The following is a 14,112-nucleotide window of genomic DNA, read 5'->3' on the forward strand; positions in this document are numbered from 1 at the left end:
GCTTAGGCGTGGGCCGGCTGGCGGGCCGCGTAGACGCGTTCCTTGAACGGCGCGAGACCGATACGCTGGTAGGTATCGATGAAGCGCTCGCCGTCGATGCGCGATTCCACGAAGGTGTCGACCAGCGTGCTGATCACGTCCGGCACTTCATGCGCCGAGAACGATGGGCCGATCACGCGGCCCAGCTTCAGGCCGTCCGCGCCGGTGCCCTGCTCGCCGCCCAGCGAGATCTGGTACCACTCGGCGCCGTCCTTGTCGACGCCGAGGATGCCGATGTTGCCGACGTGGTGGTGGCCGCAGGAGTTCATGCAGCCCGAGATGTTCAGCGACATCTCGCCGAGGTCGTAGACGTAGTCCAGGTCGTCGAAGCGCTCCTGGATCGCCTGCGCGATCGGGATCGACTTGGCATTGGCCAGCGAGCAGAAATCGCCGCCCGGGCAGGCGATGATGTCGGTCAGCAGGCCGATGTTCGGCGTCGCGAAGCCGGCCGCCTTGGCCTTCTCCCACAGCTCGAACAGGTCGCGCTTCTTGACGTTGGCGAGGATCAGGTTCTGCTCGTGCGAGACGCGCAGCTCGCCGAGCGAGTAGGCGTCGGCCCAGTCGGCCACGGTGTCCATCTGCGCGTCGGTCGCGTCGCCCGGCGCCACGCCGTTCGGCTTGAGCGACAGCGTCACGGCCGCGTAGCCCGCCACCTTGTGCGGCGCCACGTTGCGCTCGACCCAGCGCGCGAAGGCCTTGTTCTCGAGCAGGTGCTGCTCGTAGGAAGCGTCCGTGTCGGCCAGCTTCTCGTAGACGGGCGGCGCGAAATCCTTCGAGACGCGGTCGAGCTCGGCCTGCGTGAGCGTCGACGGGCCATCTTTCAGGTGCTGCCACTCTTGCTCGACCTGCTGCGAGAACTTCTCCGGCGACAGCGCCTTGACCAGGATCTTGATCCGCGCCTTATAGAGATTGTCGCGGCGGCCGAAGCGGTTGTAGACGCGCAGCACCGCCTCGCAATAGGTCAGCAGGTGCTGCCAGGGCAGGTTCTCGCGGATGATCGAGCCGACGATCGGGGTACGGCCCAGGCCGCCACCGGCCAGGATGCTGGCCACCACCTCGCCCTGCTCGTTGCGCGACAGGTAGACGCCCAGGTCATGCATCTGCACGGCGGCGCGGTCCACCTTGGCGCCCGACACGGCGATCTTGAACTTGCGCGGCAGCCAGGCGAATTCGGGGTGGAACGTCGACCACTGGCGCAGGATTTCCGCCCAGGGGCGCGGATCGATCACTTCGTCGGGCGCCACGCCCGCGAACTGGTCGGCGGTGATGTTGCGGATGCAGTTGCCCGAGGTCTGGATGCCGTGCATCTGGACCGAGGCGAGCTTGCGCAGGATCTCGGGCGTGTCCTCGAGCTGGATCCAGTTGAACTGGATGTTCGACCGCGTCGAGAAGTGCCCGTAGCCGCGGTCGTGCTCGCGCGCGATCACGGCCAGCATGCGCAGCTGGTCGCTGCGAAGGTTGCCGTAAGGAATCGCGATGCGGTGCATGTAGGCGTGGCGCTGCATGTACAGGCCGTTCTGCAGGCGCAGCGGGCGGAACTCTTCTTCGCTCAATTCGCCCGACAGCCGGCGACGCACCTGGTCGCGGTACTGCGCGACGCGTTCGTCGACGATCGTCTGGTCGTACTGGTCGTACTGATACATTCGGGGACCCCAGGGTTTCGTGTTGACCGCACGGCGTCCTAGCCACGCCGCGCCCGAATTCCACATCCGCCCGCACCGAGCTGCCGGCCGTCTAGCCCTCGGCCCGCTCATTTGCTAATGACGAATACAGATATCCATATTTGAAAAACCAGGGTGAATCGTAATAAACTCGCTTTATATATCAAACGACTAAAAAATTCTTTCCATATGCGGAAGGGTTATATATGAACCTGCACCAATTTCGCTTCGTGCGCGAGGCCGTGCGCCAGAACTTCAACCTCACCGAGGCGGCCAAGGCCCTGTTCACGTCCCAGCCGGGCGTCTCCAAGGCCATCATCGAGCTGGAGGACGAACTGGGCGTGGAGATCTTCACGCGGCACGGCAAGCGCGTACGTTCGTTGACCGAACCGGGGCGGATCATCCTGGCCTCGGTCGAGCGCATCCTCCAGGAAGTCGAAAGCCTAAAAAGGGTCGGAAAGGATTACGCGGCGCAGGATCAGGGCAACCTGACCATCGCGGCGACGCACACGCAGGCGCGCTACTCATTGCCGGCCGCGATCGCCGAGTTCAAGAAGCGCTTCCCGAAGGTGCATCTGTCGATCCTGCAAGGCAGCCCGACCCAGGTGGCGGAGATGGTGATCCACGACCAGGCCGACCTGGCGATCGCCACCGAGGCGATCGCCGACTACAAGGAACTGGTGTCGCTGCCCTGCTTCCAGTGGCATCACGCCGCCGTGGTGCCGGCCGATCATCCGCTGCTGGAACGCCGGCCGCCCTCGCTCGACGACTTGGCCCAGTACCCGCTGATCACCTACGACGACGCCTTCGCCGGCCGCAAGAAGATCAACCATGCGTTCGCGCTGCGCGGCTTGTCGCCCGATATCGTGCTCGAGGCGATCGACGCCGATGTGATCAAGACCTATGTGGAACTCGGGCTCGGGGTCGGCATCCTGGCCGATATCGCCTTCAACCCGGAGCGTGACCGCAACCTGCGGTCGATCCCGGTCGGGCATCTGTTCGGCAGCAACGTGACGCGGGTGGCGCTCAAGCAAGGGGCGTATCTGCGTGGTTATGTGTATACGCTGGTGGAATTGCTGTCGCCGACGCTCAACCGCAAGCTGATCGAGCAGGCGCTCAAGGGCGAGGCGGAGTCTTACGAGCTGTGAGCGGGCGCGGGCTGGCCTGTTTATATGTATGGATCATGGAAGACGCCCGTGGCAGCTTCAGCGCTTGCCGGGCGCCCGAATTTCCGACATAATCGACGATTAGCCTGCGCGCAATCGTACGTGCAAGGCGCGAATTCTCTGCCCAGGTGGTGAAACTGGTAGACGCAGGGGACTCAAAATCCCCCGCCGCAAGGCGTGCCGGTTCGATTCCGGCCCTGGGCACCAGTACATAGTTCCGGGAAGTTCCCGGGAGTCCTAAAACCCGCGACAGCTCTAGGCTTCGCGGGTTTTTTCATTCCGGCAAAGTGCCGTGTGGTGCGTAGACAGCCGGGGGCAAGTGGGGGCAACATTGGGGGCAACCCACCCGAAATTGCCTTACCCGTCAGGAGTTGCCCCCGTGCCATTAACCGATACAGCCATCCGGAACGCCAAGCCTGCCGACAAGCCCGTGCGCCTGTTCGACGGAGGCGGCCTCTATCTGGAAATCGCCCCGAGCGGGGGCAAGTGGTGGCGCCTTAAATACCGGTTTGGGGGCAAGGAAAAGCGCTACTCGCTCGGCGTCTACCCGGACGTTACCTTGGCGATCGCACGGAAGAAGCGCGACGAAGCCCGTGAAAAGCTCGCTGCCGGCATCGATCCGGGTGAAGCGAAGAAGGCGGAAAAAAGAGCCAGCCTGCTTGCGGCCGCCCATTCGTTTGAGGTTGTCGCTCGCGGCTGGATGGCCGAGCGCAAGACGACTGTAGAGCCAGCGCAGCATGACAAGACACTCGCCCGCATGGAGAACGATGTATTCCCATGGCTCGGCAAGCGCCCTATCGCTGAAATCGACGCCCCGGAGATACTGGTTGTACTAAAGCGCGTAGATGGGCGCGGAGCGAGATTTACCTCCCATCGCATCCGCAGCGAGATAAGCCGGGTATTCCGCTATGGCATCAAAGAGGGGCACTGCAAGACCGATCCAGCCCGAGATTTGGTCGATGCCATTCCGCCCGCCCAGACAACGCACTTTGCCTCGATCACCGAGCCCGAGAAAGTTGCCGAGATGCTTCGCGCGTTCGACGGCTTCACGGGTACTTTCCCGGTTCTCTGCGCGCTCAGACTAGCCCCGATGCTGTTCGTCCGCCCAGGCGAATTACGCAAGGCGCAGTGGTCACAATTCGAGCTCGACAAAGGCGAGTGGCGCTATTTCGTCAACAAAACGAAAACGGATCACCTTGTTCCGCTGGCCACCCAGGCGGTTGCGATTTTGCGCGAGCTTCACGCCCTGACTGGCGATGGCGTCTACGTGTTCCCCGGTGCCCGCGACCGAAATCGCCCGATGAGCGAGGCCGCTATCAATGCAGCCCTTCGTCGCCTTGGCTACGACACTCGCACCGAGATTACCGGTCACGGCTTCCGGGCAATGGCACGGACGATCCTGCATGAAGAACTGGAGGAAAAGCCGGAAGTGATCGAGCACCAACTAGCGCATACCGTCCCTGACAGCCTTGGGCGCGCGTACAACCGAACGAAATTCATCAAGGCCCGACGTTCGATGATGCAACAGTGGGCGGACTACCTCGACAAGCTCAAAGCAGGGGCGGAAATCATTCCGATTGCGGCGGCCGGATAGACCCGTGCCGCCACGCGTATGACCCCCTTGTCACGCCCCTCCCACCATTTTCAAGCACTTGGTCAGACGATACCGACGCCCTGCATTTCGGTATGAATATGACCCCCCTTGGCGTCTCTGGGATAGAGAAAAAGCGCGGGTGTGAGCCCCCGCGTCTTTGCCCTAGACGCAGGGTCCCCCGCTTTCCGGCCACCCCGACACTTGCGACCGGCGCAACAATGCGCGATCGGGGCACATCGTGGACACCCCCCTCAAAAACACGTCTCTGATGCCCGTCAAATCCCGGAGAGCCGCGCCCCGTCTGGCTTCCCAGTCGATACAGTTGGTCGACGCCTGTCCGCTCGGTGCAAAATGAGTTGGAGATTTGGAGATAAACGCCCGAATCGGCCGCAAAGCCTTGTGGAGTAAGGCTTCGCGTGTCTCCAAACGATTTGGAGAACGCTGGAGATACTGGAGATAAACCGGGCTGGATTGTTACAGCTGAGGCAAAATTCGCGGCAGCCGCCCGCCCTGTTCCGTCTGGAGCGTATCGCTCAAAGTAACTTTGGCGCACGGGCCAAAAATGCCGCGCAAAGGAATGCCCGCCACCGCCCTCCCGGACGGCGGCGGTGCATTTCACAGCTCAAGCGTGAAGATGGACGGCAACACGCGATAGACCATGAACTTACCGTGGCCGGGGATGTACTCCTGCCGGTACGGATAGCCGTCGCTACGCGGCATCAGCACGCCGCGCTTCATCAGTGCCTTGGCGACGATCTTGTGATCAAAGCCCGCGCACACGTCTTTGCGGAATACGGCCGCTTCGATCAGGTATTCCGTCTCGACGCTTTCGGCATCGTCGGCGCTCATCTTGCCGCCGAACTCGGCGTAATACTCGCGATCGGAGGCGATGGGCGTGCGCCGCTCGTCGCGCTTCACGTGCTGCTTGAAGCCCGCTCGATGCGGCACGTTCGGCCGATGGTCGTCCTGCGCCCGGTTCATCCACACGAAACGGTTGTCGCCGTGCGCGGCGAGGAAATGCTGTACCTGCCGCACGGCTTCCGCCTCGTCCGAATTGCCGGTGCCGCCGCGCAGTTCGAGCCAGCCTTCGAAGCAACGACGCGCGGCCTCGACCGCTTCGCCCTCCGGCCAGCCGGTTAGCCCGTGCGCCGTCGCCAGTTCCCCGGCCACCGCAACGAGGCAGAACCGTTTGGCGACGCGTGCAACCTGCGAGTGCGAGCCGTCCGGCACCCATTGCCCGACCAACTCGTCAACGCGCATGCGCAGATGCTCGGCCAGCTCGCCAGCCTGCGACGACGCCCACTCAATGAACGCGGGGCCGGCCGTGCCGTAGTGCATGCCGGCGTGCCGCTCTAGATGCTCGATCAGCGCGGCCGGCGTCGGGAAGCCGTGCAGCTTCTCCACGACGCCCATTTCGCCAACCTCGGCCGGGATCGCGGGCAAGCGAACCTCGATACCGCCCTTCATCGGCTTGTTTCCCTCGGCCATCAGCGCGGACACGCTCTTTTCGCCGTTCGACAAGAACAGCAGCCGCCACGTGAGAACCGGCTTTGCCGAGCCGCTACGCGACGCGCGAGCCTTGCCCGACTCGTTCGCAAGCATGTAGATCACATCGCCGACCAAGCGCGGCTCGACCTGCCCGATTTCATCGAGGATCAGCAGCGCGTCGCTATGCTGGGTGGCGACGGCTTCGAGCGCATTGTCGGTCGCCTTCCAGCTCCGCACGTAGTCCGGTGAGCCGAACACGGATGCGGCGATGACGCCGCCCGTCGACTTGCCTTTCGACGTCGTGCCGAGCAGGTGAAAGCCGCCCGACTGAAGCCCGGAGAAGTGCAGCAACGGACCAGCGAAGGCGGTAGCGACGCAGAACAGCAGCCGGCTATTGCCGACGCAGTAGGCCGCGACCTCGCGTTGCCAGTCGTCCAGCGTGCCGCGCTCCTTGAACTGGCTCTGGATCGGCGTATCGGCCTGATAGATCAGCGCCTCTTTGCCGGTGCCGATGACGCGATCGGGCAGCACGAACGCGCCGTGATGCCAGCCGACGCGAGGCACGCAGCGCACGCGCTCGTCCGGCTGCGCCATCTGCACATAGTTCGCGATCTGCGTGCGGGCGATCTGCGTGACGCCAAGCTTCACACCCATATCGAGCAGCATCCGGCGCAGCTCCGTACCGTCGCCGGCAAAGAGCCCCGCCGGCACCGCCCACCGTTTCAGGATGCCGTCGCGGTCCGTGAATTCGAGCAGGTAGCCCCACTCGCTGTTCATCTCGTTGCGCGTCTCCGCGATCACGTCGATACGCGTGCTGACCCAATGCGGCGGGAGCGGATCGCCCTGGTTGTTGAAGCCGTGAAACCACACGCCCTTGTCGTCGACGACGAACCGCGACTTGCCGTCCTGCGCGCGGGCCGTTTTCGGGCGTTTGGCGGGCTTTGCGGCGGCTGGAGCAGCCTTGCCCTTGCCGATATCCGCCGAGCCGGCCGGCGCGAGCGCAGCGCGCACGGCAGCGGCCACCGCATCCGGGCCAAGGTGCGCAGCCAGGTCGTTGAAGTCGGTCCCGGCCGCTGGACGGTTCGGACCGAAGTCCGGCACCGCGACGATGCCGGCGACGGCTTCGGCCGCCGCGCGGGCCTTCGTCACCCCCGGATTGCCCTTCGTCGTGTGGTCGTCGTCGGCGCAAACGACAATGCGGGTGTCCGGATACTGGCCGCGCAGCGCCGTCGCGACCGCGTGCAGGTTGCCGGCGTCGAACGCGACGGCGGCCGGATAGCCCGTCGCGGCCGCGAGCGTCGCGCACGTGGCGTAACCCTCGCCGATCAGCAGCGTGGCCGGAGCGGAAGATAGCGGGCCGCCGATCAACGAGAAGCAACCCGCCTTGCGGCCGTTAGGCAGATAGCGCTTCTGGCCGTCCGTCAGGACGAATTCCAGCGTCCACAGCTTCCCGTCCGCGTCACGGGCCGGGATAACGAGTGCGCCGTCGCATGCGGCCGTGCCGATGCACAAGCCGCCGCGATAGACGCGTAGCGCGTCGACCGGGACGCGCTTGCGGACGAGGTACGGGTGATCGGCCGGCGCAGGCTCGGCCGCCGACCAGATCGATTCGGCGAGCGCCGACGCGGCTTGCTGCTTCTCGGCCAGCGCGGCCAGCTCGGCCGCTTCGCGGGCCGCGCGCTCGGCTTTCTGCCGCTCGCGCTCCGCTGGATCGACCGGCTTCGCCCGATGCGCACGCGGATCGAAGCCGCCGACCTTGGCGAGGTGAAACAGCGTGTTGATGGTGATCTTGCCGCCCTTGAACGACTTCCACACATCGCGCGCGTCCTTGCCGTTGTAGTTCTGCGCGCCTTGGCTCCATTCGTTCCAGAGGGCGAAGCCCTCCTCGCCAAACTCGGCCTTGAGCGCCATCCCCACCTGACGCCACGTGTCGCGGTCGTCGGGCGGAACATAGCCGAGCGCGACTCTCGCCCGCTCGAATTCGGACATGGGTGCGTTACTCATAGGTTCCCACTGGACGCGCGTCGGCAGGCTCCCGATTAGTAGTCCATATCGGGCAAGCAGCTACTCGACGCGCGAAGAATTGAATGATGCGACGACGCCTAGCGGCGGGGTGTCAGCCGGCCGCGCGAGGCACCGACAGAACGGCCCCGCCGGCCGTGACGTCGTTGCTGTAGACGTAGCGGCCGAGCCGCGATTCGCCAAGGGCGTCGTTCGCCGCCTCCAGCGCCGCGCCGATCGACGGGAGGGACGCGCGGAACAGGCTCAGCACAAGCCAGTAGTCGTCATCGGACATGGCCTTGTCGGCCGCCCAATGCAGGCTGTCCAGCAGTTCCATGGCGTCACTGATTCGCGTGCCGATGCGGTTGTGATCGGGGCGATTCACCTCGGCCACGAAGTGCGACGCGAGCGGTTGCACGGCATTCTTGTTCGTCTTTGCCATGATCGCCTCTCAGTGCGTCGTGCGCGATTCGCGCGTGACGAGGCCGAGCGCGGCGAACAGGTGCTGTTGCACCCGTCCCATCAGGCCGGCCGCGAATGCTTGGCGGCTGATCGTCACGCGGTGCGCGTCGACGTCGCCCTCGTCCTGCATGGCGGCTTCCATGCCGCGCGCGAATGCGGCGGCCTGATGCGCCGCATAGTCGTGCAGCCGCACGTCGCCTTTCAGGTCGAGCCACGCGTCGGCGCAGATCGCGCCAAGGTCGACGGCGAATTGCAGCTCGATCGGAGCGCCGGTATCGAGCGGCGGCGCATTATCGAATCCATTGATAACCGCGGTTCGGATGCGCTGATCAGTCATGGCACACCTCCGGCTGCGCGGTACGGCGCATTTCGGCCGAGTACCGGCTCGCAACGCCTTGCCCCATGTCGACGAGCGAGCGCTCGTAGGTGTCCTCCGGAAGATGCGCACGGACGGCATCGAACAGCGCTTCGAGATGGGCGAACTGATGGGCCGCACACATGGCGATCATCTTGACTTCGTTCGGCAGGCGGAATTCAGACATGGCGCACCTCCAGGATCGACGCGAGCAGTTGCCGGACGTCGATCGCGCAATCCAGCTCCGCTTCGCCGCGAATCGGTGTGAGGTTCCAGTCATGCACGGCAGCATGCGTGAATTCGCCGAACCGCCGATCGTAGGCGCTGCGCCCCGTGACGGGACCGCCCAAGATCCGCACGCGCCAATCGTGATCGGGCGTCGGGGAAGCCGATGCCACCTCAACCAGCATGCCAATGCGTGAGCGCGCATCGCATTGCGTGACGATCGCCAGATCGCCAATCTTGCAGCGCAGCTCAGCCATGGCGTACCTCCGCACGCACGAGCGCCGCGATCGCGGCCAGTGCCGCGCCGGTTGCGTCGAGTGCGTCTTGATACGTGCTGGCGATTGCCGCGTCGCGTAGTGCTGCGCGGACGATGGATTGAATGAGATGGGATTGCTGCCCGGTACGGGCGTGCGTGGACTGGCGCATTGGGTGCGACCTCCTTTTGCTGGGTTCGGAACCCGGCCCCCAACGCCAATTGGGGTGGCCGGGCACATGACGGAGTTGGCGTACCGGCGCAAAAGGAAACCGGCGTGCCCGAAGGCACCCCCACCAAGGCCCGACCATTGAAGGCGCTTAGCGTGCGGACGTAAAAAAACCGCGCTGCGGCGGTTGTCCGCCTTTTGCATGTTCCGGACGCCAATCCGGGTCGCTGTTGTCTCAGCGACGCGCACAGAATACCGCGCGATACTGGACGACGCAAATCGCGACGCCCTCGCCGTGTATTGCCTAGTGCAAAGCGACTTTGGGCGAGCATCAGGCGGCCTCCCCCTTGAGCACGGCGATCGCCAGCTTGAGCTGTTCGATATCCAGTCGCGAGCTGGCCTGCGCCAGTGATTGGCCGAGCGCGACGCCCCGCAGCAGGGCGCTAACTTGCAAACGGCGCGTCCCGTCCGTGCACTGCGCATCGATGTCGTTGTAAAGCGCACGATAGGCTTTCCGCAACTGTCGATACTGCCAACGACGATAGTTCGCCGAATCCTGTTCAGCAGCGGCGATCGCCTGGACGAACTTCTCGCAGGCGATGCCAAGTTGCTTTGTCGTCAGACGCGGGGCTTCGAGCGCGAGCGTTGAGGCAAGCGTGACGGCGATCGCAACGAGCTTGCCGGTGTCGTCGCCACGGTTCCAGAAGCAGCCCTCGATGTCATCGAGGATTCCTGCGAGCTTGCGGAGGCGGGTGTCGCGGCAACGCACGAACGCGGCGTCGCGCGCCGTGACGGCCGCGCCCATCGCGCGACCATACGGGCCGCCGCGATCGATCATAAGGGAGGGCGCGCTCATGCTTGCTCCCGCGTCGATTGGCGGGATTCGACCCAGTTCTGGACGTCTTGCGCGCGCCAGCCGACGCTCCTGGTCCCTAACTGGACCGGCGCTGGAAATTTGCCTTCACGAATCCAGCGATACAGCGTCGTTTTCTTGACGCCGACGCAATCCAGTACACCAATAAGTCGAAGAATCTTAAGAGCCATTTTCTGTTCAGAAATGGCCTGTTCCGCAAGAAGGAGGAAAGCGGCAGCAATAAACCGCGCCGTACTATCAAAGTACGGGCGCAATGAAGTTCTCGGGAGACGCACAAAGTAACTTTGCAAAGTTACTTTGCACGGCGCGCCGCGCGCGGTATCATCCGTCCTAACAAGAGCTAAGCGTTTCCTAGGCGCGGTGGCTCTTGTGGTTCCGCCAATTATGGAACAGGCAGCCAAGCCAAAAAATCGCCGGTGGGATGTGTTGGTAGCACACCCCCCGGCACCCATCTCATCAGCTCGACGAAATATGCTCAGCGATTGAGCATTCCCCGCCTTTTCCTTGCATCGCCCACAGATTCCCTAGAACCGTGTTCGATTAGGTGCTAACAAGTACCGCAATTATATCGAAAGGTCTGCCCCTATAAAAGACCTGTTTCGGATTATCCAAGACTGCAATACATCGTGTCACCGTTCGGCCTATTGCAGTCATTCGATAACGCCGCGCCAATCGTCGACAGTCGAAACTGAGACTGAGGGCGTGGCTAGATTGACCGAAATTTCGATTCGTCCCTGATGATCGCACGACACCTCTGTGCGGAATTCTCAAATGACCGGAGCGGAACTTGAAAATCGTTGCCCGTTGAGCGCGACGGATCGCCGACTTGGCGACGTACACCGGCATTGACATGAGGCTGAACGCAGTTATTTTTGACCCTGAGGGTTTCAGGGTCACGATTCAGACCGCGATTCAGCCCCTGCACACAGTCACTCTTTCCGGTAATTTCGACCCTTGGTACGAGACGTGGCAAGGCAAACCGCGCGACGCATCGTTTGATGCGCTGGATGGTGTAGTGCTCCTCATCCAGTCGACATTTGAGCACGTGCAATCGGCACCGGCAATCATTAACCGCCACCTAAAAACGCAGATAACCCGCTCGGACATGCTGCACGTGGTACAAGGCTGTCGAAAGAGAAATTACCTTTAACTCCGTAGTTAGGAAGCGGCACATCTCCGAAATAGACAGACGGATTCGCTAGGCGGTCTTGGCGCAACAACGTCAACCACTTCACAAAAAAAGAAAGCGCAAACTTTCCTCTATAGCGCTCAGTTGGCTCAAGGGCTTCAAACTCGCCACGCCAACGAGCGGCTTCCTCGTCGGTCGGCTCCCGCTCCAGCTTGACAATCTCGTGAATTGGCCTGTCGATTGCGGTCACCCCGTTCAAGCCAACATCAGCAATTACATTTATTCCCGCGGGCAAATCTTCAATTCTCTTTATCTTTTCCCGGGCCGCAAGGAAGATGCGAAAATTCAGATCCTTTGTGGCAATTAAAAATCCTTCGTAAGCAGTTTTGAATAACTCAATAATCTTGGTTCGAACCGGCAAATATCCATTGCAATGGAATTCGATTTTCAGAAGTTCGTCCAGCAGTTTATCGCATACCAAGTAGCTCTCGATCGAATATCTGTCGGTCATAAACAATTTGTCATGCGGAGCTCTGCCTTGGATGTCATCAAAATCTCGATCGACGAAGAAATAAACGCGATCACCCAACCCCGTTAAGTCACGTTGCAGTGAATCAAAAAGCTGTAAATTTGCATGCTTTGTTTCCGAAACGTACGGCTCGTATTTTAACTCCCCGTCAATCCGCCTAACCCAATGATCGTAAGCTATCTTGTCGTCGCGCCCTTCGTAACTAAAAATTTTCACATCATCAGGGATAGCCGATGAAAATGCTGCAAATTGACTCTTTTCTACCACCCCCAAATTCACTGAATCTTTGATTTTATTGAAATATCCATCCCTAAAAACATTCTCTGAAATATTTCCATCCATTTTTTTAAACCTCGTCATCGTCGAGATTCAAATCCCCGTCATTCGTGTCACGTTTGCGTGTGGGCGCGATTCTAAAACGCAGAGAACCCGCAAAGGGCTCTAATTCATTGTTGAAAATAAAGGGTGAGTGAGTGATTGCGATCACCTGTCGGCATGTCGGCGCCCTTAACACATCAGGCAATATTTGACGCTGCCAGTCGAGCGAAAGTGACAACTCTGGTTCATCAATAAGTACTATCTTGGGACCGGGGTAAAGATATAGTCTCGCAAATAGCGACATCATTTGCTTCTCTCCAGACGACAGTGATTCCAGCGGTACGTCGTCGCCCGTCGCTACGCTCTTCACCGTTACTTCAAGGGCCCGTCGATCGAAATCAAGCCTCTTGCTATCGAAGGTATTTTCGAGCGGCGAGGTATACTCGTCAGTTGACTCGTCATTTCCCGATAAATATTTGTTGCAGTTACTTATAAAAGCCTGAACGCGCTCCTCGTAACCTCGAGTTTCCAAAATTACCGAGTTCAATTGGTTTAGGAAGTAAGTTAAAAATGGAGCCGAATCTTCTGGTATGTCTCCATTATAAATCGGATCTAGATTTGGGGGCGCAAAAAAACTATAGGGTCCACGACGATACTCTCTTGATGCGTCCTTGATTCTCGAAAAAAATATGTCGAGCGATTCGCGAGATGGGAATTCCGTTGTGGCGCTATTCGCGCTGTCTCGATATTTTCCAGATATCAAGTCGTTGATAATGTTTGCACTGACCTTGCCATAGCCTTGATTGGATGTGTACAGCATTTCCGAATAAATTGCCGCTAGGCGATCAGATATATCACCAAGCCCAAATTGTATGTCTGCAGAATACAACCCCGTGCGAGTGACGCCGAGGCGCGACAAAACACTCTTCTTCCTTTCGCCGCGACGCACGTCCGGACCGGGCAGAGATAATTCGATCCGTCGGTAAGTTGGCAAATAAACGATCTCGAAGTCCTTTAAGGTCGACGCCAGCTGATTGCGGATCTGATTGATCCTGAGGTCCTGTTCGGATAAGTCTTTGGATAAACGCTCGCACTGGCTCTTTGCAACTGCGTAGTCATAACCCATCTTCGCGTAAATGGCGGAGAACGTCGGGTCGTCGACAAGCTCGGGATAACCCAGAGTTCTAATCGGACCCTCTACTAGCGCTAGCAGCGCCATCGGTTGCACATCCCACGCTTTGGCACGCGCTGCGAACTCGCCTCTTAGAGCAAAGTCAGAAAGCTGTTCTATATCACTCCGGTAGATCTCGAACTCGAACAACTGACCTCTTAAGCGACATGTGATTTTTTCGAACGTAAGCCCGATGAATCGACTGAATTGCCCGCGAAGAAACGCGTCTAAAGCAGCGATCAATGTCGTCTTTCCCGAGCCGTTTCGCGCAATCAAGACAGTCGCAGCGTATTTTGACGACAAGCCAACTGAACGATATCCGTAGAGTCCATCGATGGAAAAAAACTCAACGATTGAAGGTTGCATGGCCGACTGCACCGATTCACCCTGACTGCGATTTTCCATTTCTATAATTCCTTGTGCGGAGCCTTGAGCATACATCACCCCAGAGTTTCCGGAGGCTTCTTCAGCGCGTGTTGCTCTCTCCGGCGGTTGATCTCTGGACAAGATCTTTCGAGGCCCTTGCGGCCCGGAGAAGCAACGATGAGTAGCTATCCCCTCTGCCGATATCGGCAGGGTCATTGAAAACATGAGAGAGCGGTGGTTGAGCACGGATCAACTCAAACGACTCCTTCCCCCTAACTTGGTCGCCCCTTGCGGGCTGGTTGTTTTCGTTCG

13 protein-coding genes and 1 tRNA gene are annotated in these 14,112 nt (G+C 60.5%); 3 read left to right on the forward strand and 11 right to left on the reverse strand.

The features are described 5' to 3' along the window. Positions 1–2: 2 nt before the first annotated feature. Entirely contained in the window at positions 3–1,682 is a 1,680-nt protein-coding gene (locus tag BM43_RS20130) for a nitrite/sulfite reductase (RefSeq protein WP_036038519.1), read from the reverse strand. 224 nt (positions 1,683–1,906) lie between these two features. On the opposite strand from BM43_RS20130, the gene BM43_RS20135 reads away from it, so the two are divergent. The 3 genes from BM43_RS20135 to BM43_RS20145 all read left to right on the forward strand — a co-directional run bounded on the left by BM43_RS20135 (position 1,907) and on the right by BM43_RS20145 (position 4,460). Next, complete coding sequence (locus BM43_RS20135) at positions 1,907–2,848, forward strand: CysB family HTH-type transcriptional regulator (protein ID WP_013699099.1); 942 nt, start codon at positions 1,907–1,909, stop codon at positions 2,846–2,848. 140 nt (positions 2,849–2,988) lie between these two features. Continuing rightward, positions 2,989–3,073, forward strand: a tRNA-Leu gene (locus tag BM43_RS20140). 172 nt (positions 3,074–3,245) lie between these two features. Then, positions 3,246–4,460, forward strand: coding sequence for a tyrosine-type recombinase/integrase (locus BM43_RS20145; RefSeq protein ID WP_036049536.1), 1,215 nt, complete (start codon positions 3,246–3,248; stop codon positions 4,458–4,460). A 615-nt stretch (positions 4,461–5,075) separates the two neighbouring features. On the opposite strand, the gene BM43_RS20150 is transcribed toward BM43_RS20145, so the two are convergent. From BM43_RS20150 to BM43_RS39225, 10 genes are all read right to left on the reverse strand, one after another. Beyond that, positions 5,076–7,937: a DUF927 domain-containing protein gene (locus tag BM43_RS20150; RefSeq protein ID WP_036049534.1), complete on the reverse strand. Its 2,862-nt coding sequence runs from the start codon at positions 7,935–7,937 to the stop codon at positions 5,076–5,078. A 127-nt stretch (positions 7,938–8,064) separates the two neighbouring features. Then, positions 8,065–8,391, reverse strand: coding sequence for a hypothetical protein (locus BM43_RS20155; protein WP_011545897.1), 327 nt, complete (start codon positions 8,389–8,391; stop codon positions 8,065–8,067). 9 nt (positions 8,392–8,400) lie between these two features. Beyond that, positions 8,401–8,748: a hypothetical protein gene (locus BM43_RS20160; RefSeq protein WP_036049532.1), complete on the reverse strand. Its 348-nt coding sequence runs from the start codon at positions 8,746–8,748 to the stop codon at positions 8,401–8,403. Then, entirely contained in the window at positions 8,741–8,953 is a 213-nt protein-coding gene (locus BM43_RS20165) for a hypothetical protein (RefSeq protein WP_009962292.1), read from the reverse strand. The genes BM43_RS20160 and BM43_RS20165 overlap by 8 nt, the downstream gene beginning before the upstream one ends. Next, complete coding sequence (locus tag BM43_RS20170; RefSeq protein ID WP_036049526.1) at positions 8,946–9,248, reverse strand: hypothetical protein; 303 nt, start codon at positions 9,246–9,248, stop codon at positions 8,946–8,948. Before BM43_RS20170 ends, BM43_RS20165 begins: the two co-directional genes overlap by 8 nt. Further along, complete coding sequence (locus BM43_RS41750; protein ID WP_088555494.1) at positions 9,241–9,417, reverse strand: hypothetical protein; 177 nt, start codon at positions 9,415–9,417, stop codon at positions 9,241–9,243. The genes BM43_RS20170 and BM43_RS41750 overlap by 8 nt, the downstream gene beginning before the upstream one ends. Positions 9,418–9,744: 327 nt before the next feature. After that, positions 9,745–10,269, reverse strand: coding sequence for a hypothetical protein (locus tag BM43_RS20175; RefSeq protein WP_036049524.1), 525 nt, complete (start codon positions 10,267–10,269; stop codon positions 9,745–9,747). Next, positions 10,266–10,541 carry a helix-turn-helix transcriptional regulator gene (locus BM43_RS39215; protein ID WP_230081259.1) on the reverse strand — a complete coding sequence of 92 codons (276 nt, stop codon included), beginning with the start codon at positions 10,539–10,541 and terminating at the stop codon, positions 10,266–10,268. The genes BM43_RS20175 and BM43_RS39215 overlap by 4 nt, the downstream gene beginning before the upstream one ends. Before the next feature lie 813 nt (positions 10,542–11,354). Then, a complete protein-coding gene (locus BM43_RS39220; RefSeq protein ID WP_158380927.1) occupies positions 11,355–12,287 on the reverse strand; it encodes a DUF4435 domain-containing protein in 933 nt (310 codons plus the stop codon). Positions 12,288–12,291: 4 nt separating this feature from the next. Then, positions 12,292–13,941: an AAA family ATPase gene (locus BM43_RS39225; RefSeq protein ID WP_157693218.1), complete on the reverse strand. Its 1,650-nt coding sequence runs from the start codon at positions 13,939–13,941 to the stop codon at positions 12,292–12,294. Positions 13,942–14,112: the final 171 nt, after the last annotated feature.

The organism is Burkholderia gladioli, assembly GCF_000959725.1.
Taxonomy (GTDB): domain Bacteria; phylum Pseudomonadota; class Gammaproteobacteria; order Burkholderiales; family Burkholderiaceae; genus Burkholderia; species Burkholderia gladioli.